Annotated in this window: 22 protein-coding genes, 1 tRNA gene and 1 pseudogene; 2 read left to right on the top strand and 22 right to left on the bottom strand. The window is 53.1% G+C overall.

Annotated elements, in window-relative coordinates; translation table 11 throughout:
• Positions 1 to 241 precede the first annotated feature (241 nt).
• Positions 242 to 1,963, top strand: a complete 1,722-nt coding sequence (locus tag ORD20_RS09180) for a peptide ABC transporter substrate-binding protein (protein ID WP_103376080.1) — start codon at positions 242 to 244, stop codon at positions 1,961 to 1,963.
• 170 nt (positions 1,964 to 2,133) lie between these two features.
• Here ORD20_RS09180 and ORD20_RS09175 read toward each other — a convergent pair whose 3' ends face one another.
• From ORD20_RS09175 to hemL, 12 genes are all read right to left on the bottom strand, one after another.
• On the bottom strand, positions 2,134 to 4,275 hold the full coding sequence (locus ORD20_RS09175) for a S9 family peptidase (RefSeq protein WP_103376079.1): 2,142 nt from the start codon (positions 4,273 to 4,275) through the stop codon (positions 2,134 to 2,136).
• 144 nt (positions 4,276 to 4,419) lie between these two features.
• Positions 4,420 to 4,508: transfer RNA gene (locus ORD20_RS09170), tRNA-Leu, on the bottom strand.
• A 6-nt stretch (positions 4,509 to 4,514) separates the two neighbouring features.
• On the bottom strand, positions 4,515 to 4,937 hold the full coding sequence (locus tag ORD20_RS09165; protein ID WP_103376078.1) for a S1 RNA-binding domain-containing protein: 423 nt from the start codon (positions 4,935 to 4,937) through the stop codon (positions 4,515 to 4,517).
• A 102-nt stretch (positions 4,938 to 5,039) separates the two neighbouring features.
• Complete coding sequence (locus ORD20_RS09160; RefSeq protein ID WP_103376077.1) at positions 5,040 to 5,315, bottom strand: hypothetical protein; 276 nt, start codon at positions 5,313 to 5,315, stop codon at positions 5,040 to 5,042.
• A complete protein-coding gene (locus ORD20_RS09155) occupies positions 5,315 to 5,554 on the bottom strand; it encodes a sigma factor-like helix-turn-helix DNA-binding protein (RefSeq protein ID WP_103376076.1) in 240 nt (79 codons plus the stop codon). Before ORD20_RS09155 ends, ORD20_RS09160 begins: the two co-directional genes overlap by 1 nt.
• A 100-nt stretch (positions 5,555 to 5,654) precedes the next feature.
• Positions 5,655 to 6,077: a spore cortex biosynthesis protein YabQ gene (yabQ, locus tag ORD20_RS09150; RefSeq protein ID WP_103376075.1), complete on the bottom strand. Its 423-nt coding sequence runs from the start codon at positions 6,075 to 6,077 to the stop codon at positions 5,655 to 5,657.
• Between the two features lie 16 nt (positions 6,078 to 6,093).
• The gene (yabP, locus tag ORD20_RS09145; RefSeq protein WP_103376074.1) at positions 6,094 to 6,378 is read right to left on the bottom strand and encodes a sporulation protein YabP; all 285 of its coding nucleotides are present in this window, start codon (positions 6,376 to 6,378) and stop codon (positions 6,094 to 6,096) included.
• Positions 6,379 to 6,437: 59 nt separating this feature from the next.
• Entirely contained in the window at positions 6,438 to 6,677 is a 240-nt protein-coding gene (locus ORD20_RS09140) for an RNA-binding S4 domain-containing protein (RefSeq protein ID WP_103376073.1), read from the bottom strand.
• 65 nt (positions 6,678 to 6,742) lie between these two features.
• The gene (locus tag ORD20_RS09135; RefSeq protein WP_103376072.1) at positions 6,743 to 7,018 is read right to left on the bottom strand and encodes an HU family DNA-binding protein; all 276 of its coding nucleotides are present in this window, start codon (positions 7,016 to 7,018) and stop codon (positions 6,743 to 6,745) included.
• Between the two features lie 30 nt (positions 7,019 to 7,048).
• The gene (locus ORD20_RS09130) at positions 7,049 to 7,924 is read right to left on the bottom strand and encodes a MazG nucleotide pyrophosphohydrolase domain-containing protein (protein ID WP_103376071.1); all 876 of its coding nucleotides are present in this window, start codon (positions 7,922 to 7,924) and stop codon (positions 7,049 to 7,051) included.
• Positions 7,925 to 8,002: 78 nt separating this feature from the next.
• Positions 8,003 to 9,514, bottom strand: coding sequence for a putative polysaccharide biosynthesis protein (locus ORD20_RS09125; protein ID WP_103376070.1), 1,512 nt, complete (start codon positions 9,512 to 9,514; stop codon positions 8,003 to 8,005).
• Between the two features lie 106 nt (positions 9,515 to 9,620).
• Positions 9,621 to 10,913 (bottom strand): glutamate-1-semialdehyde 2,1-aminomutase, encoded by a 1,293-nt coding sequence (hemL, locus tag ORD20_RS09120; RefSeq protein ID WP_103376069.1) that lies wholly within the window; start codon positions 10,911 to 10,913, stop codon positions 9,621 to 9,623.
• 166 nt (positions 10,914 to 11,079) lie between these two features.
• Between hemL and ORD20_RS09115 the strand changes: the two genes are divergently transcribed.
• Positions 11,080 to 11,637: a hypothetical protein gene (locus tag ORD20_RS09115; RefSeq protein WP_103376068.1), complete on the top strand. Its 558-nt coding sequence runs from the start codon at positions 11,080 to 11,082 to the stop codon at positions 11,635 to 11,637.
• Between the two features lie 77 nt (positions 11,638 to 11,714).
• On the opposite strand, the gene spoVT is transcribed toward ORD20_RS09115, so the two are convergent.
• From spoVT to purR, 10 genes and pseudogenes are all read right to left on the bottom strand, one after another.
• Complete coding sequence (gene spoVT / locus ORD20_RS09110; protein WP_103376067.1) at positions 11,715 to 12,269, bottom strand: stage V sporulation protein T; 555 nt, start codon at positions 12,267 to 12,269, stop codon at positions 11,715 to 11,717.
• A 103-nt stretch (positions 12,270 to 12,372) separates the two neighbouring features.
• A complete protein-coding gene (locus tag ORD20_RS09105; protein WP_103376066.1) occupies positions 12,373 to 13,296 on the bottom strand; it encodes a peptidylprolyl isomerase in 924 nt (307 codons plus the stop codon).
• A complete protein-coding gene (gene mfd / locus ORD20_RS09100) occupies positions 13,274 to 16,795 on the bottom strand; it encodes a transcription-repair coupling factor (protein ID WP_242968582.1) in 3,522 nt (1,173 codons plus the stop codon). The genes ORD20_RS09105 and mfd overlap by 23 nt, the downstream gene beginning before the upstream one ends.
• 43 nt (positions 16,796 to 16,838) lie before the next feature.
• Complete coding sequence (locus tag ORD20_RS09095) at positions 16,839 to 17,045, bottom strand: anti-sigma-F factor Fin (protein WP_103376064.1); 207 nt, start codon at positions 17,043 to 17,045, stop codon at positions 16,839 to 16,841.
• Between the two features lie 65 nt (positions 17,046 to 17,110).
• Complete coding sequence (pth, locus tag ORD20_RS09090; protein WP_369825273.1) at positions 17,111 to 17,647, bottom strand: aminoacyl-tRNA hydrolase; 537 nt, start codon at positions 17,645 to 17,647, stop codon at positions 17,111 to 17,113.
• Positions 17,648 to 17,670: 23 nt separating this feature from the next.
• Positions 17,671 to 18,350 (bottom strand): annotated as a pseudogene (locus ORD20_RS09085) (ribose-phosphate diphosphokinase).
• Positions 18,351 to 18,394: 44 nt separating this feature from the next.
• Complete coding sequence (locus tag ORD20_RS09080) at positions 18,395 to 19,318, bottom strand: bifunctional UDP-N-acetylglucosamine diphosphorylase/glucosamine-1-phosphate N-acetyltransferase GlmU (RefSeq protein WP_430626118.1); 924 nt, start codon at positions 19,316 to 19,318, stop codon at positions 18,395 to 18,397.
• Between the two features lie 79 nt (positions 19,319 to 19,397).
• Positions 19,398 to 19,763: a hypothetical protein gene (locus tag ORD20_RS09075; RefSeq protein ID WP_430626117.1), complete on the bottom strand. Its 366-nt coding sequence runs from the start codon at positions 19,761 to 19,763 to the stop codon at positions 19,398 to 19,400.
• Complete coding sequence (locus ORD20_RS09070; protein WP_430626116.1) at positions 19,748 to 20,509, bottom strand: threonine ammonia-lyase; 762 nt, start codon at positions 20,507 to 20,509, stop codon at positions 19,748 to 19,750. The genes ORD20_RS09075 and ORD20_RS09070 overlap by 16 nt, the downstream gene beginning before the upstream one ends.
• Complete coding sequence (purR, locus tag ORD20_RS09065; protein WP_242968580.1) at positions 20,496 to 21,380, bottom strand: pur operon repressor; 885 nt, start codon at positions 21,378 to 21,380, stop codon at positions 20,496 to 20,498. Before purR ends, ORD20_RS09070 begins: the two co-directional genes overlap by 14 nt.
• Between the last annotated feature and the right edge of the window lie 2 nt (positions 21,381 to 21,382).

The following is a 21,382-nucleotide window of genomic DNA, read 5'->3' as shown; positions in this document are numbered from 1 at the left end:
TCTTTGCCCAGACAGCAACCGAGGCAGGAGAAACTCACCGCCGAGCTTAACCCGGCATTAATAGCCCGTAATCACTGTTATCCGTTGCACTAGTACGACGGTTGCTCCGTACGCAGCAGACAATTTCCGGAAAAATGCAACAAAAATTCCCGTTTAGCAGGAATTCTTTAGTGCTTTAGCGAATTACCGACAATCCACAGAGAGTTCTCACAAGAGCTCCCGAAGGAAAGGAGGAGGATCTATGCGCAAATGGACTATGCTGGGAGCTCTCAGCATTCTATCATTGGTTGCCGCTGGTTGCGGATCCGGGTCGGACTCGACCCCTACCACCGCATCTCCGCAATCAGGCGGCACCGTCGTCATTGCGCTGGCCGCGCAAACGTCACCTAACTGGTTTTTTCCTGAATTGTCCTTGACCGCGGACACAACGGTTAACTCGGAAATTGATGATATGAGCTACGAGCCTTTGCTGTACTTTAACAGCAAAGACCAGTTTGATCCCCGTCACTGCCTGGCATCCTCTGTCACCTGGAATCGCCAGGGCACTGTGTATACGGTGAAATTGAACAAGAAGTGGCATTGGTCCAACGGGCGTCCGGTGACCGCCAAAGATGTGGTCTTCACATGGCAGGTCATGAATGCCGGCAGCCAAAGCAATGTCAATTACGCTTGGTCTTTTGCCGGGTCAGGATCGGGCGGTGTACCTACCCTATGGAAAAGCGTCGTAGCCACAGGTCCTTACACCATACAATTCACCCTGCAGCATCCCAGCAGCCAACAATGGTTTGTTCGCAACGGAATTGGTCAAATCTACCCAGTGCCTGAGTCAGTGTGGGATAAGTATCCAAATAATATGAGCAAGGAAATGCAGTTCATCCAAAACGTGTCGAATGCCCCCAATAACGCCGTTTACCAAGTCGTGGATGGTCCCTACCAATTTCACTCCTCGGCGACCAATAGTTATTGGGCTTATGTTCCCAATCCCCATTACGATGGCCATAAGTCCTATGTCAAAAAGGTCATCTTTCAATACGAAACGTCCTCATCGGCGGAATTTACTGCACTCAAAGAAGGCACCGTCAACTACGGCTATCTTCCTGCCGCTTTGTTGGGTGTACGCAATGAATTGACCAATGACGTACTGACTCCTTTATATTCGCTAGGATTTAACTACATCCAACTCAATATGAGTCCCAAAGCCCCAGACGGCGTTGGAAAGGCTTTTGATGAACTGCCTGTCCGCCAGGCGCTGCAATTAGGTGTCAATCAGCCGGGGATCATTGACGCCGTCTATCACGGCTACGGTGTGATTGATGACACGACCTTGGCGCCCAAGCCCCAGAACATGTTTGTCGATCCGGCATTAGCGCATGACCCGTATGCCTACAATCCAGCGCGCGGCAGAAAGATTCTAGAAGCAGCGGGGTGGCACGAAGTCAACGGCGTGATGACTAAACATGGTATCAAGTTGGAGTTCACGATGTTTGCCGCGTCCGGCAGCACCAGCTACGACCATATCGACCAAATCCTACAGCAAGGCTGGGCTCAGGAAGGCATCGTGTGCCATATCGAATATCAGCAGTTCAATACGGTGGTCAGCTATAGTCCTAGCAACGCCTCTCAATGGCAAGTCTTGAACTGGAATGGCGGATGGGGATACGCTTCCGGCTATCCTTCTGGGGGTGTGCTGTTTAAGACAGGAGCGGCCGAAAACTCCGGTAGCTATTCCAGCCGAACCATGAATCATCTGATTGACGCCACCTATGCTCCCGGAACAACCAAACAAGCTATTCAGCGGATGTATGCCTATGAAGATTATGCGGCTAAGCAGTTACCCGCAGTGATTTACTTGCCAGAGTTTCCCGCGTTGGTGGTGCATGCCAAGAATTTACACGGAACATTGACAGACTACAACCCGATTGGGGGCGTGATCTTTCCCAGTCATTGGTGGATTTCGCATTGACGTTCGTTGCAGTATGCGCGCCCTCAGAGTGTTTCTGAGGGCGTGTACTTTCGACCTTACGCCGTAGGTCTCCTTATTCCGCGCTGTGAAACCCTTCGGCACCGTAAGCGCAGCCCTGGATTCCCGTGTTTAGGCCCGCTGGCTCAAAACCCACCAAGTCGGCCTCCGCATCACTGATCCTGCTCAATACCTGCTCCCCACCTGGCAAACCATCGATCAATGCGTGCTAAACGGTCTATGGCCCGAGCAGGCTGCGAATCAGCTTCATGATGCTCTTTAGGATAAATCACCAGCTCCGTGGGTACGCCTCGCTTCTTTAACGCCACATAAAGCTGTTCGGCCTGGCTCAACGGACAACGCCAATCCCACTCTCCTGCGGTAATCAGCAGAGGTGTCTTGATTGCTGTCAAGGCACTAGCCGGGGAGGAGTCATAGTATTGTTGCGGATTTTGCCAGGGAACGCCCATGTCATCTTGCCACCACAAATGGCAGTCGTCGGTACCAAAGGCCGAGCGATAGTCAAACAAGCCATGTTCGGTAACAGCCGCACGAAATCGGTTCGTGTGGCCAACGGCCCATGTCGTCATAATGCCTCCCATGGAAAATCCGGTGCAGTAGAGACGGTTCGGATCAACCCATCCTTGTTCCACCACATAGTCGACACCACACATCACATCATCATGCTCTTTGGGTCCCCATACGCCTTGGATTGCCTGGCAAAAGGCTTCTCCATACGACGTAGAGCCCCGGTAATTGACCTGAAGGACCACAAAACCGCGCCCCGCCCAATATTGGCTGTCAAACTCAAACTCCGGCGCATCATAAGACATCGGGCCCCCGTGAATGGATACTAATAGAGGAGCGGGGCCTTCGCGACGGTCAAAATCTGGTGGGAACAGCACTAAGGCCTCAATCATCGCTCCATCGTGATCCGGATAGCGAATCCATTGAAAGGTTCCCAATTTGCGCTGCGACAGCCACTGGCTGGATCCTTGACTTAATTGCGGCCCTAGACCGTCTGGCCCCCAGACAAAAATCTCCGGCCCCGTGTGGGGCAAGCCCATAAGCAGCACCACCGTTTCGGAGCACACATCAAAGCTATAGACTGTACCCATACGTTCTGTAGGATACAACACGTCCCAGGTGCCATCCATGGAGAACGCCACCAATTTTGCTTGACCAGCCATCGACGCCACCGTCAACAGCCGTCCGTCGCGGTGCCAACGCAGCGGTCCATCCACGGTGCCATCAAAAGACGGCGATATCTGTATCATGGCACTATGTTTCACGGGCACGGGATAGACACGCGCATTGGCGACAGGATCTCCGTTCCAAACATCGGGGACAATTCCGCCAATCGTCCGCCATCCTTGTCCAATATACTGTGACAAATCCTCCACCCGTTCTGCCTTCTCTAGAGAAATGCGCCATAGCCGCGGCAGCACATAGTTGTTTTCCGGTTCGGCGGACGAGATGAACCAAACCTCCTGCCCGTCGGGACTAAAGATGCCTTGCTGGGCGTCGACATCACCCCACGTCAGTCGGTAAGTTTGGTCCTCGTGGAGATTCATCAGCCATAAATCGGTGCGTCGATTGTTATCCGCGTCACCCGTTCGATTAGATTGAAAAAGAATCCATTGCCCGTCGGGCGACCACCGCGGCTCCAGTTCACTCGCCTGGCCAAAGGTTAGCTGGCGCACCGCGCCAGTCTCGCACTCGAGAAGAAACAGGTGGGTCTGCACCCCATCAAGGTATCCTTCCCCATCGTACTTATGTTGCACACGATCTAGCACCCAAGGCCCGGGTCCTTTCTTGTCTTTGAGACTTTTAAGATAAGCCGCCTCCTCCTCAGAGGGATCTCGGCTCGCAAATACGATGCGGCGGCTGTCGGGAGCCCAATCAAACGAGGCCACTCCTTGGTCCCGGTTGGTCAATTGCCGTGGCTCGCCGCCCCACTGCATGTCGTACACCCAGATTTGGTCGACGGCGTCCTTGGTCTGCTCCTCCCCACTAGACCCCCTCTTATAAGTCAGATCCGGCGAACGTTTTGACAAAATCGCGAGATATCGGCCATCGGGAGACCATCTGGGCATCCGGTCAGTCACATGATGACGACTCAATTGATGGGGCCTTTCCTGTCCATTCGTGGCTGTCACCCACAAATTGTTTGTATAATCGTTTTCATCTTTAAGAACCTGCTGCTGGATATAGGCCACCAAGCGCCCATCCGGTGATAATGCAACTTCTTTCACCGGCTTCAATAAATAGAGGTCATTTAGCGTGAGGGTCCGCATCATCATTGTCTTTGTCATAAATCGCCTCGCTTTGCGTGGGTCAGCCAGCTAGCCGTCTATGAAGACCATGCGAGTGTCGCACCGTCCCTGTGATTTCCCGCACAGATTAAGCGGCTAACAAAAAAACCCGCTCAAACTCCGCGGGTTAAACTTTTAAAAATATGGTGCCGGGAACCGGACTTGAACCGGTACGACCATCCCTGGCCGGAGGATTTTAAGTCCTCTGCGTCTGCCTATTCCGCCATCCCGGCAGGTGCCTAGTGGCTTGCGCCGCGGCCACCTCGTTTAGATTCTGTATTTCGGCGCAAATCCTGCAGACGATCTTCACTGTCTTTCATAAATCGCTGCATCTTGTCTTCAAAAGTGACTTGAGGAGCCGCACGCCGTTCACGGTCCCTGTGCCCGCCACTTTCGCGAGACGATTCACGGTGAGCGGGTTTAGGCTGCGCTTGGCGAATAGATAGCGCAATCTTGCCATTAGGATCCATTGAAAGAACTTTGACTTTAACCTTGTCATTTTCTTTCAGATAGTCCTTAATATCCTTGACGTATGCATCAGCAACTTCCGAGATGTGGACTAACCCTGTCTTTCCCGTGGGTAAAACAATGAACGCTCCAAACGGTGCAATTCCACTGACCGTTCCTTCAACAATCTGCCCAACTTCAAGTTCAGACGGCATACGTCGTATATTATCCTCCTATAACTCTCAACTCACCGATCAATGGGTTCATTATACGGTGTGGAGCTTCTGGTGTCAACGCATGAAGAGCTGGTAAATCCTTTATTGTTGGCCTATTTCCGGATTCGGAATCGGCACTGTGCCTGTAATCATGCCTTTTAGGACGGAGGGATTTTTAATTTGGCTAATGTCTGCACGCAAGACATTGTTTTTCGCTTGGGTTTGAGCGATTTGCTGTCGCAATACCTGTTCATCGTGATTCAACACCCAAATATGCAGGACCGATTTGATCGACCAAAACATCAAATAACTTAAAACAAAAATCGTCACAAATTTTTTCCAACGAAACCTTATCCGCTTATGTGGGACCACGGCCATTACAATTCATCCTCCTCCATCTCCTCATCACCGCCCATCACCCCGAGCGGGTCGCCGGCAATAATCAGCACCACTTGATAGCCTTTGGTTTTGGCGCGGTTATACAAAGTCGCAACCGTCGCTGGCGCCAACCCCAGCCGTTTGGCGATAGCTTCGCTTGAGACCCCCGTTTCTTTCAAGGCCACGACTTGGCGTTCACGAAAAGACAACTTCTCCATACCGCGAATTTCTATTTGCATAGTAAATCCCCAAGTTATCCACAGATTGTGCACAAACTGTGTACAGATTTATTACAAAACAATGACAGGTCTATTATAAGGGAGCTTGGCCATCCATGCACTACATTTGGGGTGGATTAGCGGGAGGTAATTTTTTTGACCGTCTAACACGCCAATGTCGCCCTAATGCTGTCAGCCGCTGTCCTATAAACCGGACGGGCACCGTAAGATAAAAGACCACGCGGGCCTGAAAAAAAATCACCGGCGACACGATCTTGAGGACCCAAGGGGCAGCAAGCCATGCCCATAAGCCATAACCTATGGCAATAAGGAGCAAGCTCCACACATGGAATACACCCCAGTCCGTCCACAAATAGACGGCTAAAATGATAACCGCCGCCAAGACAAACCACAGCCAGTCCATAATGTGCCCAAAGATTTTCCACCAGTGCCATTGGATGCGAAAAGCGCCATAGACGGTTGATAACAAGCCTAGGGCCATGCCGGTTAAGAGCCAAGATGCCATCACTGCTGCTGGATTCACCGTGGTACACCCCCCTTTAACGCCACAGGCGGGTCCATGTGTTTTCGGATTTCCCTGGGCGTTTACGGGAATAACTCAACGCATCGACTTCTCCTTCTGCAACGAAGTGGCCCGATTCGAGATCCAACTGTAAGATGCGCAAGCCTCGGCCCTTTACCGTCATCATGCCCATATCCGTAGAAAGAATAATGGCATCGTCATCAAAGTTTTCCACGTGCTGCACACCTTCAATCGTCAGTTGCGCACGATTGACCAATTGAACCAGATGCGCACGGTTCTTCTCATGCCTGTCTTCAGCCATAGGGGGCCCCCGCTTTCCATAGTCGGTGTCATTTTGACGTTATGCCCCCACAAGGCACTTTAGACCTCCCGGTATAATTCCGCAGCAGCTTTTGCAGGCACGTTCTCGGCAATTTTTTCAATGACAACCCGGCGCACGCCTGAGGGAAGTTGCAATTCCAACTCGTCGCCGACATTCACCTCATGGCCCGGTTTCACCACTTTTCCATTGACGATCACATGCCCGTGTTCACAGACTTCTTTCGCCAACGTCCGGCGCTTGACCAACCGGCTGACCTTTAAATATTTATCAATGCGCATACGTCCACGTTGCTCCTTCCCGAAGAAAAAAGCCCTGCCGTAGCAGGGCTAGCACACCAAGACAATTATTTAGCAACCGAGTCTTTTAAGGCTTTCCCTGCCTTGAATGCGGGCACTTTACCTCCGGCAATTTCCAAGGTATCTCCTGTCCGAGGATTCCGTCCCACACGGGCTGCGCGCTCCCGCACTTCAAACGTGCCAAATCCCACCAACGACACTTTTTCTCCCTTGGTTAGCGCATCTTCAATAGATTCCACCATGGCGTTTACGGCACGCTCCGCGTCCTTTTTACTCATCCCTGCGCGCTCTGCTACATCTGTAACCAAATCTGCCTTGTTCACTCTAATCCCTCCTGCAAATTCATAAAATCATCACGGCTTTTCCTGATCCGTCACCGGGTGACTGTCTCTTTCCTGACTGGCGAAGGCCAGACGTTTCCACAATGCCCACTCAGCATCCTGCTGATGCTGACGAGCCACATCTGCCACAGCCCATGCGGCATCGGCCAGAATTTCTTCTAGTGTCCCCTCTTGATTGGAAATATATACCTTCAAAAGCTCTGAAACCGCTTGAAATACGCGCGTTTGCGGCTTAAGTCCTCGCTTGGATAGACGCTTTGCCCAGACCAAACCAGGAAATGTCCACTCCGCGTCATGCGGTCTGGAAGGCTCTAAGGCCTTTAAACGTTCCCACCGGTCGTTAATGGCCTCGACGCTTTTCGCCGGATCCTTGGCAAACACATGTGGATGCCGCCTCACCAGCTTAGCCACTTGCGTTTGCACCACATGGTCAAACACCTCAGGCGAAGCGAGGGCACTATGAAAGACCACTTGAAATAACACATCGCCCAACTCGTCGTAAAACGCCTGACGGTCTCCCGCCACCAAAGCTTCAGCAGCTTCATAACTCTCGTCGAGCAAGTAGCGGAGTAGGGATAGGGAGGTTTGTGACTGGTCCCACAGACATCCCCCCTGAGGATCAAGCAGCCGCTGCATCACATGTTCCAAGGGGCCACACGATGTGGGATTGCCCGGCAATTTAAGTCGGTCATGCAAATGAAGGGTTATGTGCTGTACGTCATGCCAGGTAATAGGATACGGATCGCCCTGGTGGGGAAAAACTATCGCTGAGGAATCGCCGGGAAAACGGTCACCAAACAACACCTGGATATCTGGACCAGAGAATGGGCCTTCAATGAAAAACCCGTCAGACACACTATCTGATGTGCGTAGTGCCCATTCAGACAAGTTCCAGGCTCCTCTCCCTGAGCGATAACTCAGTATACCAGGTTATCCCTGACATACCAAAGAATATAGGGTTTTGGGCTATTCCCGCAAGCTTTTTAGCACATTTAACTCTCCGACCATGGCCATGAGTAAAAAATAAATGACAACGCCGATGCCCACAGCCGTCGCCACCGGCCATATGAGCCCTGTCGTCCAACCCATCCGCATCCACGTTTGCACCCCCATCGCCATCACCACAGTCCCCACTAATGGCCACAAAGCCCCCATCCACGGGTTTTGGCGGGCCCCAACGAGTCGACGCCAATCGCGCCAATTCAGCCAAGCCGCACCAAAACTCGCCGCCACTGTGCCAAAAGCCGCCCCTTGAATGCCTAACACCGGTATGCCGGTCAGACGCCATGTCAGCACAAACTTGATGACCGCCGCGATTAAAAGGTTTTTGACAGGAATCCACCCATGGCCACTGGCTTGGAGGGAAGACCCTAGCACCTGTTGAATGGCTAACACAGCGCTCCCTATCGCCAACAATTGCAACGAACGGGTCGCACCGGTATGTCCATAGAGAAGCCGCGTCAAGGGATGCGCCAACACAATGAGTCCTCCCGCCATCGGTAAGCCCAAAAGCCAGATTAAGCGAATCGCCACATGAACCCTTCCCGCAGCTGCCTCGGTATCATTGCGTGCCATCGCTTCTGCAATGGCGGGCACCAACGAGACCGCCAAAGCGGCCCCTACCACCATCGTTAAATTAATCAACGGCATGGCCTCGCCACTTAATTGTCCAAATTGGGCTGTGGCCTGCCTTAACGACAAACCGGCTTGCATGAGTTGGCGCGGGACAAACAAGGAATCGGCCAAAAACATCAGTGGAAACAAAAGCCCCGAGAGAGACATGGGTAAAGCCACTTTAACCAAGCGCCATAAGGCTTGCCATGGCACAGGCCAGCGCAGCGCGTAAGAGCGGCGCCGCCACCGCATCACCATTAAAAACACCATGCCCACCATCGCTCCAGCAGGAGCCCCAAGCGTCGCACCGGCAGCCGCCCAAGCGGTCCCTTTAGGCAGCCATAACAGCGCCAAGGGAAACATCACGGCCACGCGCGATATTTGTTCAAACACTTGCGACAGGGCCGTCGGGGCCATTTCTTGATACCCCTGGAAGTATCCCCGAAAGCCCGCTTCCACCGCGACAAAGGCTAAGGCTGGCGCCAGCGCGCGAATCGATAACGTGGCCGCTGGCTCATCAAAAACTTGTCGTGCGATCCACGGCGCCGCAAGCTCTACGGCTAAAGCCATCAAGATCCCCATAAGACCTAAAAATAATTGTGCCCATGACGCCAACACTTCGGCGGCCATGTAGTCGTTGCGTGAGAGGTTTTCGGCGGTTTGCTTGGACAATGCGGTCGGAATACCATTGACTGATACAGCGAGAATCAAGGCATATAAGGGATACGCCATTTGAAAGAGACCGACCCCGTAATCACCCAAGACCCGAGGCAAAAAAATTCGGTACAACGCCCCAATCATTTTAGAGACCAGAGCCCCAATGGACAGCCAAAAGGCTCCTTGCCATAGTACGTTTTTTTTCATTTCATCCACCTTAATCCGTCGTGACGTCCTTACAGCAGGATATTCGGAGGATCAAATGAAAAAGACCAAGCCCGGTAAGATCGTTTCCGAGCTTGGTCCAAGAACTTTAAGCCATTTGGGCAAAACTCTTGCGGCAGGCCTCGATGGTCTCATCAATATCGCTTGGCTGATGAGCTGCAGAGACAAACAATGCTTCAAAGCGACTAGGGGCCAGATAAATACCTTGGGCTAACATCAACTGATGAAAACGGGCAAATTGGCCCCCGTCCGCTTGTTTGGCGGTGTCATAATCATAAACCGCTTGCGGCCCAAAAAATACGGTCAGGGCAGAGCCTGCACGGTTAATGGTTATCGTCTGCCCATAGTCGTGGGCGGCTTGGAGGATCCCCTGTTCAAGAGTTTCGGCCAATTGCTCCATCCGTGCATACGGCTGGTCCTCGCGCAATACGTCGAGCGTCGCTAGCCCTGCGGATGACGATAGGGGGTTCCCCGCAAAAGTGCCGGCTTGAAACATTCCTCCCAGAGGCGATACATATTGCATCACATCAAAACGCCCGCCATAAGCTCCGGCTGGCAATCCCCCCCCAATTATTTTGCCCATGGCATAGAGGTCAGGCACCACGCCCAATGCCGGTCCCACCGCGCCATAGCCAAAGCGGAACGCGGTAATCACTTCATCGAAGATTAATAAGGCACCCACCTTGTGGGCAGCGTCTCGCATCGCTTGCAAATACCCCTCGCGCGGCGGGACGATGCCCATATTGCCCACGATAGGCTCCGCTAAAATGCACGCCACCTGGTCTCCTATCTGATCCATCGTTCGGGTCAAGATCTCCACGTCATTATAGGGTAAGCTGATCACGTCCTGAACCACGCCAGCGGGTACGCCTAAGCTGTCTTGCGTGCCTACGGTGGAAGCGCCGGATCCGGCTTTGACCAACATCCCGTCACTATGCCCATGATAGGCGCCTTCAAACTTGACCACTACGGATCGGCCCGTAAAGGCTCTCGCCAAACGGATTGCCGACATGACCGCCTCAGTGCCTGTTGTGGTCAGGCGTACCTGATCGAGACCTTCCACATCATGGACCAGCCGTTCTGCCAACAAAATCTCAAAGGGCGCGGGCGTTCCCCACATCGCCCCATCTGCCGCGGCCTGACGAATCGCATCCAGCACCCGAGGATGGGCATGCCCCAACACTAAAGGGCCAAACCCGGCCAAATAATCAATATACCGATGTCCATCGACGTCAAAAAAATACGCACCTTCCCCACGCGCCATCACGATAGGAGGGTCTCCACCGACCGCGCGAAACGACCGTGCTGGTGAATTCACTCCTCCCGGTATGACGTGTCTTGCGCGCTCAAACCATGTGGCGCTGCGTGAAGTGTCTTGCATAAGTTTGGTAGCCTGCCTTTCTGGCGTCCTGTTCCAGGACAATGTCATCAAACGCTTTTTATCATGCCTCAAAATTTCCAGAAAGGGAATTCACCTAAAGGCCTGGTTGTGTCGACAAGCTAGGCTGGTTACTATAGAAAAAGACTACCGAAGGGACAGATTTACCGTGGATCGTATTCGCCTCATTAGTCTCATCTTAGGGAGTTGTGCCATCGTGGCGTTAGGCGTATTCGTTCATAGCGACCTGGTGGCTACACCCCAAGCAGCCGTCCTCCAAACCTCGCGTGCCGTGTTAAACGCCGAAGTTGGCATGAATCCTCGTGAACCGCAGCAATTAACGCAGTTAACGCGTTTCCTCGTTCCCGGAAGTCAAGCTCAATTCCTTACGACGTGGTTATGGCAACAAACCGCCCGAGGCGATACTTTAAGCGGGCTTAAGCCAGTCTTTACCCACATCGCGATGCAGAGCCAACAAATCGATGCGCTGTCGTCGACGCGCGCGGTTGTCGATTACCGCATCACGGTGACGCGCCAATTTTACCCACGCGGTCGTCAAACCAGTCAAGAAATCGCCACCTTTTGGTTGGAAAATACCCAAGGGCAGTGGCGCGTCTACGGCGTATCCTTTAACTTTGATCCCATTGATTTGCCAGGACGGCCAGATTCTTTAGGCTATGATACATGGCACCTCAATCCGGCGCCCGCCCCCCCTCATGGCATTTAACTATAAGAAAACCGCAATGATCCGAAGATCACTGCGGGCTTCCTACCGAAAAAGATCAGGACGTGTGGAAATGAAGGCTATTGTTCCATCTGCTTCGCCAGGAAGCCCGCCGCCGTTTCCGCCAGTTTGACCTCCATCTCACCCATTTTTACATCGGGCTCGCGCGTACAGATAATTACAGCGCCTATCGGGTCGCCTTCGGAAATAATCGGCGCGATCACTTCGACTAGAAATTTATCTTCGTCCTCATCCCCGACCAGGCTGCCTTTAGGCTTGTGGTCACCTTTGTTATAGAATGCGGTTTTACGCTCTTCCATCGCCTTCTCAACCAAAGCCCCTAATGGCTTATTTAAAAACTCCTTTTTCGGTGCTCCCGATACCGCAATAATCGCATCACGGTCGGCAATCAGCGCAATATGTCCCACAGCCTCATACAGAGAATCCGCATATTCTTTTGCAAAATCGCCGAGTTCTCCAATGGGGGAGTACTTTTTGAGAATGACTTCGCCATCGCGATCGACGAAAATTTCCAATGGGTCTCCCTCTCGGATTCTTAGGGTTCGGCGGATCTCCTTGGGAATCACCACACGACCCAAGTCATCTATTCGGCGTACAATGCCGGTAGCTTTCACTAATGGCCCTCCTTTCGCCTGCGGCCTCTCAGGGGTAGTATATCGATCGGCCTAGACGTTTATGCATTTTTTCCAAAACTGCCGGATGGTAGTAACTTCCCGATCAAAGCAATGTCACGTGGGCTCGACGGATAATAGGCGCTGACCACTGGTCAAACACATTGGACCGCGAGGCTTGCCATAACTGCTCCTTGGCCCCGTTAAATGCTGTACTCAAGGGAAGCGGCGTCCCGCCCTGAACCGCTTGAACTTCGATGATAGCGTAGCCTAAACGCGTGTGAACTATACCACTGTGTCCAGGCGAATGTTCCGCTAAAAAGACTTGGCTTGGCGATGTGACATCGCCCTTGACCCAAACCCATCCCATTGTCCCGCCCGCCATGCGGTTCGCGCGGTCAATGGAATATTTTTGGGCTAACGCCGCAAAATGCGCCCCATGGGTCCACTGATACATGACCGACGCCGCCTGACTACTCGAGGGCAAAACAATCTCACGCGCCAAGACCTCCTTGGGCGTTTGGAATTCAGACAAATGATGCGCGTAAAACGCTTGCACGGCGGTTGCCGAAGGGGCTGGCACCTTTTGGGTCACGTGATGGAAGGCTGCCATGAGCCACATTTGGCTTTTGACATAGCTCATTAAATCCCCTGGACCTATCTGATACCGGTGCAGCACGGCAAATAAAGCCGCCCGGTTCCCAAAATGAGCCCGGACGGCTTGTGCAATCGTGGCCGACGCTTGAGTGGTCGCCGCTTGCGGTGTCAGCCAGTGGTGATGTTGACTATATTGAATAATTGCCAACTGGTTAGCATAGGTACTCAGCTGTGGTTTTTGCCACCTGGGATCGAAATTGGGTGTTTGGCCCGTCATCAGCGCATTGCTTCGCAGAATCGTGTCCCACTGCGCCTGCGTAATTTTTTCCCCGTTGACAATCGCGAGCGTCTGCGAAGGCGATGATCCACATCCTGCTAAGGCTACCCCCAAGGCCAGCCCCCATATGACTTTAGCCGCTTTCTTGTTTCCCATTGGCACCTGCTCCTCGGATGGTCAGCAACACGTCTTCCGCAACATCCAGTGCTTGATCGACACTGTGGCGTAAAGGGAGTCTGACACTGAGTTCCGGAGCTTTAGCGGCCCCTGGGACAAGACGTCCAGGGTAGGCGCGCGCCAAACGATGCAGCGCCTCATTGTCGATGGGAGCATCAGGCAAGCTCTTGAGATAAATTCTGTCCTTTTTGTGACTGACTTGGACGATTTTCATGTCTTTGGCCATCACCCGCACTCGTCCCAATTGAAGCAAGCGGGCCACTGGTGCTGGCACTGGACCAAACCGATCGACAAATTCATCCGCTAACGCTTCGATTTCCTCTAAGCTTTGCGCAGATACCAACCGTTTATACAAAGACACTTTAAGGCTTGCCGCATTCACATAGGTATCCGGTAAATAGGCATCGACGGCTATGTCGATCGCTGGGTCAACGTCTTGAGGCGTTTCTTCGCCCTTTAATTCGCGAACCGCTTCGGCGAGTAACTGTGTATACAAATCAAATCCAACCGATGCAATAAATCCGTGCTGTTCCGAACCTAATAGATTTCCTGCTCCCCGAATCTCTAAATCGCGTAAAGCAATTTGGTACCCTGCTCCGAGTTCTGTAAATTCGCGAATCGCTTCCAGCCGTTTTTCCGCTTGGGGCGTCAACGTCTTATCCCGACGATAGGTAAAATAGGCATAGGCCAAGCGCGCCGAACGTCCCACCCGCCCTCGAATTTGATACAACTGAGCCAGTCCCATGCGGTCGGCATCTTCAACAATCAAGGTATTCGCATTGGGAATATCTAATCCCGATTCAATAATACTTGTCGCCACTAAAATATCGTATTCTTGCTCAATAAACCGCGCCATCACGTCTTCAATGCGTGTTTCGTCCATCCGGCCATGAATCACCCCAATGGCCGCTTCCGGAAACATTTTCATCAGACGTGACACCGTCTGGTCAATCGCCAAGATGCGGTTCTGTACATAAAAGACTTGACCCCCGCGGTCCAATTCGCGGCGAATGGCTTCTTGAATCAACGCCTCATCAAATTCTGCTACGACCGTCTCTACAGGCAGGCGGTCCAACGGTGGGGTCTCAATGAGGCTCATATCACGCACACCCACCATTGCCATGTGCAACGTGCGGGGAATTGGCGTGGCAGACAACGTCAAGACATCAATGTTCTCGCGCAAAGCTTTAATGCGTTCTTTGTGCGCGACACCAAATCGATGTTCTTCATCAATAATGAGCAAACCCAAATCCCGAAATTTCACGTCCTTGCCTAAGAGACGATGGGTGCCAATAATCAGGTCAACTTGACCTTGTGCCAACTGCGCGAGGGTCTGCTTCTGTTGCTTCGGCGTACGAAATCGGCTTAGCACGTCGACCGTTACCGGGAATCCCGCAAATCGGGCTTTTGCCGTGGAAAAATGTTGGTCCGCCAACAACGTCGTCGGCACCAAAAATGCCACTTGCTTACCGGACATGATGGCCTTAAACGCAGCACGCAATGCTACCTCGGTTTTCCCGTAGCCGACGTCTCCACAAAGCAGCCGATCCATGGGCCGCATTTTTTCCATGTCCCGCTTTATTTCTTCGATAGACCGGAGTTGGTCATCAGTTTCCTCATAGCCAAAGGCCGATTCGAAATCTTTCTGCCATGGCGTATCTTCCGCAAAGCTGATGCCAGGCCGCGACTCCCTTACGGCATACAGCCGGATTAATTCTTTGGCCATTTCCCGTACAGAGGCGCGGACTTTGTCTTTAACCCGCGACCATTCCTGCCCGCCCATTTTGGACAGTTTAGGATCTTGCCCTTCGACGCCAATGTATTTTTGAATTAATCCCAATTGGTCCGTTGGCACATAGAGCGTATCCTGCCCTGCGTACTGCACATGCAGGTAATCTTTATGCTGATTTTGAATTTCCAGCGTGACCATACCCAGGTAGCGTCCAATGCCATGCGTAATATGCACGACATAGTCCCCCGGCTTCAAATCGGCCAAGCGGACCGTCTGCTTCGGTTCTTGGGCGCGGCGTAAACGCGGCTGTTCCCGTCCTGACAGTTCGGTCTCGGCTAATACGGCAATCCCGAGTTCCGACAAGATGAAGCCATGAGCCAATTGGCCCGTCAACAAACCTACTTCGCCTACCGCTCCCATCCCCTCGTGGGCGGGAATCCCGAAGTCCATCAGCTGCCGCTGCATAACCTTAATGGCCGCCTCGTCACGCAAAATTAAGGCGACTTTCAGTCTAGACTTGCGTAAACGGGTCACTTCGGCTTTGAGCAAATCGATCTGCCCATGAATCCGGGGCGCCGGCCGCCCCGTCAAATTTAAATGAATCCCATTTTCCTTGCGGGGATGTGGCATCAATGACAAAGTGAGCTCGCCCAATCCCTTTAACCGCGCAAAGAATTGGTCCTGCGTTAAGGTCGACTCCGCTTCCACTGGCAAAAAATCTCCCCGCTCCAGTCGCCTTACGCGCTCTTGCGCCTCGTCCAAATCCCGTCCCCTTAGGGCTTCGGTAATGCGCGGCACATCATGATATATCACCAATGGTGGCGTGGTAAAAATTTCGGTCACGGCCTTAAGCGGATAAAAGGCCGCACCGTACCGCTCAAGGCCGGGGAAAACTCGCCCTTCTGCAAGATCGGCTAACCAATGCCCAAAGCGCTCTTTCGTCTTGTGGGCGAGATCCAATTGCCCCATGGATTCTAGATTGTGATAAAGTGTGGATGCCTCATGGGCTATGCGCTCAATACCACGGTCCCGTTCGGCCGGTGTCAACAAGACTTCTCGTGCCAACCCAATTTGCGCCTGCTGCCGCATTTCCACGGTTTTCTGTGAAACCACGTCAAAAACGCGGATGGAATCGATTTCATCTCCAAACCATTCGATGCGGTAAGCAGGGCCTCCGGGCACATAGACATCGATGATGCCGCCTCGCACCGCATACGTCGCCTCTTCGCCCACTTCCACTTCGCGGCGATACCCGAGCTGGACCAACCTACCCATCACCACCTCAGGGTCCACCACGTCGCCGACGTGGAGATGCAAGGCCTTTTGCAACACCGGCATCACTAATTGGCGCACAGCTTCCACTGGCGCCACCAAGATGGTCCGGGGATCATTTGCCGCCTGGTCAAGCGCTTCAAGCCGGCGCAATGTCCATTCATGGCTTTGGGCCTGAACCTCGCCCACCACATGCGGTCTGGGCGGCAACAGGTGAATGGGACGACCGGGCAAAAACTGTACCAATTCCGCTTCGAACGTCTGCGCTTCCGCAAACCCCACGGTCACTACCAAGACGGGACGGGATATACCGTCCACTACGTGGGCGGCAAGAAAGGACGGCAAAGAGCCCGACAATCCGAAGACGTGGGCTGTTTTTCCGGAACGTAAGGCATCCGTTAACTCTTGCACTGGCGCATACCCGGACCACAGCGTGCGCAGCGAACTCAAATCGGCCATGACAATTCCTTTCATGCCTAACAATGCTAGAAAAATCGCCGGGATGTCAGCTTTGTTCCTAGTTATACCATAAGCCCTCATCATAGGGAACGGGCAGGCAATGCTCACACAAGATCCGGACTTCCGTCACATCCGCACTCACGGGCGCAACAAAGGCCCTTTGATCTTCCGCAGACAATTGCACGAGTCCCAATAACGGATCGTCCCATGCCCCCGGATATTCGCCAATACGGCGTCCACAGCGCCGACAACGGTATACAACCACCGCGTATCCTCCTCGTTTGCGAAGATACCGTTAGTGTTCCCGTCGTCGTCTCTTTCCACCCCAAATCAGTGGCTGTTAAAGTGATTCATCGCATCCACGGGCCCTTTCACCACAACCCATTCCGCGGCGTCGCTAGCCTTTTCCAAAGCAGGTTGGAGCACCGTCCAGTCCGCCGCTGTAAATCGGCTGAGTACCCAATCTATCACCGTCATCCCTTGCGTCGGGCGCCCAATCCCAATCTTGACGCGTGGAAAATTCTCCGTCCCTAACGCGTGAATAATGGATTTCAGACCGTTATGGCCGCCGCTAGAACCGCGGGCACGCACTCTAATCGTTCCCAACGGCAGGTCAAGATCGTCAGAAATCACCAAAATCTCAGCGGCCGTAATTTTATAAAACCGTGCGAGCGCCCCGACTGCGTCACCACTTAAGTTCATAAATGTTAGAGGTTTGAGCAAAAAAATGTTGCCCCACTTCGCTATGAGCCCAAAGCGATTGCGCATAAATACCGCATTGTGCTTTTCAGCCAAGCGGTCTAATGTCATAAATCCCACATTATGCCGCGTCTTGGCATACTCCAGTCCCGGATTGCCTAACCCCACGATGACGCGAATGCCCTCCTTGTTCATTCGAACAATTTGGACACCGACAGATCCTCATGGACCCGCATGATGGCCTCCGCCAATAATGTGGCCACGCTAATCACCGTCGTACGCGCCATCGGTTCTTGCAACGAAATCGTGTCCGTCACAAAAAAGTCCTCAATCACCGAATCCCGAAGAATTTGCGCAGCCCGTCCCGAGAAAACGGGGTGCGTACACGCGGCATAGACGGCTCTCGCCCCTAAATCCATAATCGCTTGTCCACAGGGATATCAAAAAAACCTTGAATTTGTGGCGCGTGCAAATCCATCGTCAACACACGCCTAGCGCCAGCCACGGTAATCAAGTTGGCGACGAGTTTGGCGGATATCGGCTCGCGTCCCTGTTCCTTGCGGTCTTGGCGTGCGTAACCATAAAATGGCACAACCGCCGTGACCCGTCGAGCCGATGCCCGGCGGGCCGCATCGATGAGCAGCAGCAATTCCATCAAGTTTTCGTTTACGGGCTGCGATGTCGGCTGCACAATAAACACATCGGTGCCGCGGACATTTTCGAGGAGCCGTACGCGAATCTCCCCATTGGAAAACCTCCCGACGTCTGCCTGGCCAAGGGAAATGCCCAGGTGCGAGACAATCTTTTCCGCCAGCACCCGGTTGGCCGTGCCGGTAAATATCTTCAGTTCCCCTTCCCGTTCAAAGCTCATTGGAACAATGATCCCCTTCCTGCTGCATTAACTTCTCGCCGCGTTTATGATTTTCGGCGCGAGCTCGCCCACTGCGCCTTGTTTTCTTGCCGCGCACGGGCAATTCCCAAACTATCGGGTGGCACATTCTGTGTGATAGTCGATCCTGCCGCGACGTAAGCCCCGGACCCAATTTCAACGGGCGCAACTAAATTGGCATTGCACCCCACGAACGCCCCATCGCCAATAAAGGTCGGATGTTTCGCCTTGCCATCATAATTCACAATGACGGTGCCTGCCCCAATGTTCACCCCGCCACCTATCGTCGCATCGCCGAGGTAGGAATGATGCCCCGCTTTGGTCCCTGTGCCGACTCGGGTATTTTTCAATTCGACAAAGTTCCCGATTTTCACATTATGATCTAAAGAGGTCCCTGGACGCAAATGACTAAACGGTCCTACTGAGGAACGACTCGCAAGCTGACTCAGCTCCACGACCGAGCGGTCGACGCGCACCCCGTCCCCTAAACGGCTCGATACAATTGAGGTCATCGGCCCAATATGGCATTCCCGACCGATTTTCGTGTGGCCGCGTAAGAATGTCATGGGATAAATAACGGTATCTTGTCCTACTTCCACATCAATGTCCACATACGTGGAATTGGGATCAACAATGGTGACACCCTCGTCAAACAGGCGATTCAACGTCAGTTCCCGAAGATAGGCTTCCGCTTGGGATAAATCACGACGCGTATTGACACCCATCACGCGCGCCGCATCAGGAGCCGTATAAACATCCACCCGCTTCCCTTGAGCCACAAGAGCTTCCACCGCGTCTGTCAAATACCGTTCATCTTGATGCCAAGGCAGTCCCTGCAAAATTTTGGACAAACCCGCGACGGACCATACCCCGATGCCGGTATTGACTTCCGTAATTTGATATAAGGCTGGATCACTGGAAGCCTCTCGGTCTTCGACAATACGGCTCACCCTCCGGAAGTACTGTATTCGCCATAGACACAGAGAATTCCTTCATATTTTCAAAAATTTAGTATATATATTCACTCCGTCAGCTCTGAATCGACACATTATATCCATCTATCCGCAAATTCTCGACAATTTCCTGAACATGTTCACGGTTTCTTGTCTCCAGCACCATTTGAATGGCCACTTCCGCGGGAGATAGCGTGGGACTCCACCTTTCATGCTCAACCCGAATGACATTGGCATGCAATTCAGCCACCCGCCGTAGTACCTTCGCCAATTGTCCCGGACGATCTCCTACGGTAGTTTTCAAGTGGACTTGACGCCCTTCTTCCACGAGGCCTTTCTCAATGATCCGGTTGAGCAGCGTCACATCAATGTTGCCGCCACTCACCACCACACCCACGGTTCCCATCCCTAGGGGGATCTTGCCCGCTAGCATGGCGGCCAAGCCGACGGCTCCAGCCCCTTCCACGACAAGTTTACTGCGTTCCAAAAAAATGAGAATCGACCATTGCTGGCAGGAACAAGCCGCCCCGCCTTGCGCGATTGGGCCATTGCGGGCACAGATTCTGTTTGCACGCCAATGACTTTGACACGGCAGTTTTGAGCCTTGGCCGCCATCGCGATACCGCCAATTAACCCCCCACCACCGACCGGCACCACCAAGACGTCCAAGTTGGGCCGTTCATCGAGCATTTCCAGCGCAACAGTGCCTTGCCCGGCAATAATCATGGGATCGTTAAAGGCGGGAACCATAATGCGCCCCGTCGTCTCAGACACCCGCAAAGCTTCTTGATAGGCATCATCAAAGGTTTCCCCAAACAGACAAATCTCCGCGCCATAATTTCGCGTGGCCTCAATTTTGGTGAGAGATGCGCCTTCGGGCATATAGATTCTCGATGTCGTTCCCACCAGCCCCGCTGCCAATGCCACACCCTGGGCATGATTGCCGGCCGATGCGGCTATCACGCCTCTTTTGAGTTCTTCTGGGGTTAATTGGCGCAACCGGTTATACGCCCCCCGGAGCTTGAACGACCCCGTTCGCTGTAAGTTTTCGAGTTTGAAAAATACCCGGGCCCCAAGCAAATCATTAATGTACACCGACTCCTGCAAAGGGGTCACGACCGTCACGCCTTGTAAGGCTTGGGCCGCTTGGCGGACGCTTTCGAGGGTAATACTATCAATGTCGGTCATCAGTGTCTCCCTTTCTTTCTGCGCATAAGTCCTTTGCCCATACGCTGGGAACGACCGTGGACAGAGTCTCATCCCATTCTAAAAGGCTCCAAAACTTTCCAATCAGTTTATGCGTCGGTTCCCTCGTGGCGACTAAAACTCCCGCCCCCACGACCTGCGCCCCAAATTCCCCTAAGAGGTCTGCTGCCGCGCGTGCCGTTCCCCCGGCTTTCATAAAATCGTCCACAAACAGCACCCGACTCTCTCGCCCGAGAGCCCGCCTGGCCAGTGACATCGATTGAATACGCCGCGAAGACCCGGACAGGTAGTTGATAGAGACCGCCGACCCCTCCGACAAGCGGCTATCACGCCGAATCAACACCACGTCCGTGCCTAGGGCTTTGGCACACGCCATCGCCAACGGAATGCCCTTGGTTTCCACTGTCGCCACCACATCCACTTTTTGCTGGCGGAATGGAAAGGCCAACAGCTCTCCCATGGGCTCTATCATCCGGGGTTCGAAAAGCAAATCGGTCATATAGAGAAATCCATCGGCGGTCAATCGGTCTGGCTCTGTTAACCGCGCCGTCCATGCCGCTAAGGTTTCTGATGCCCGCACTCGGTCGAGGGCCGGCACAAACATGACGCCCCCTTGCGCTCCCACATGAGTCACAACAGTTCCTTGCCCCGTCTCTTCTAAAATGCCTTTAATAAATAATAAGTCCTCGGACAGCGTTGACTTTGCTACGTGCAAAGCCGCACTCAGTTCCGTAAGACTCCACTGTGTATGAGGATGTGTGAACAAATAGCTCGTCAGGGCTAAAAGCCGTTTGTACCGGACCTGTATCCGCCCTGATGCCTTAATATCCGTCGTTGTGTCTCCCTCTCGCATAA

This window comes from Sulfobacillus thermotolerans (genome assembly GCF_039623705.1).
In the GTDB taxonomy this organism is placed as follows: Bacteria; Bacillota; Sulfobacillia; order Sulfobacillales; family Sulfobacillaceae; genus Sulfobacillus; species Sulfobacillus thermotolerans.
This window is presented reverse-complemented; position numbering and strand designations above follow the sequence as displayed.

Coding starts and splice junctions, on each gene's coding strand:
- ORD20_RS09180 (WP_103376080.1), top strand. CDS start 242: ATGCGCAAATGGACTATGCTGGGAGCTCTCAGCATTCTATCATTGGTT.
- ORD20_RS09175 (WP_103376079.1), bottom strand. CDS start 4,275: ATGACAAAGACAATGATGATGCGGACCCTCACGCTAAATGACCTCTAT.
- ORD20_RS09165 (WP_103376078.1), bottom strand. CDS start 4,937: ATGCCGTCTGAACTTGAAGTTGGGCAGATTGTTGAAGGAACGGTCAGT.
- ORD20_RS09160 (WP_103376077.1), bottom strand. CDS start 5,315: ATGGCCGTGGTCCCACATAAGCGGATAAGGTTTCGTTGGAAAAAATTT.
- ORD20_RS09155 (WP_103376076.1), bottom strand. CDS start 5,554: ATGCAAATAGAAATTCGCGGTATGGAGAAGTTGTCTTTTCGTGAACGC.
- yabP (WP_103376074.1), bottom strand. CDS start 6,378: ATGGCTGAAGACAGGCATGAGAAGAACCGTGCGCATCTGGTTCAATTG.
- ORD20_RS09140 (WP_103376073.1), bottom strand. CDS start 6,677: ATGCGCATTGATAAATATTTAAAGGTCAGCCGGTTGGTCAAGCGCCGG.
- ORD20_RS09125 (WP_103376070.1), bottom strand. CDS start 9,514: ATGAAAAAAAACGTACTATGGCAAGGAGCCTTTTGGCTGTCCATTGGG.
- hemL (WP_103376069.1), bottom strand. CDS start 10,913: ATGCAAGACACTTCACGCAGCGCCACATGGTTTGAGCGCGCAAGACAC.
- ORD20_RS09105 (WP_103376066.1), bottom strand. CDS start 13,296: ATGGGAAACAAGAAAGCGGCTAAAGTCATATGGGGGCTGGCCTTGGGG.
- mfd (WP_242968582.1), bottom strand. CDS start 16,795: ATGAAAGGAATTGTCATGGCCGATTTGAGTTCGCTGCGCACGCTGTGG.
- ORD20_RS09070 (WP_430626116.1), bottom strand. CDS start 20,509: ATGACCGACATTGATAGTATTACCCTCGAAAGCGTCCGCCAAGCGGCC.
- purR (WP_242968580.1), bottom strand. CDS start 21,380: ATGCGAGAGGGAGACACAACGACGGATATTAAGGCATCAGGGCGGATA.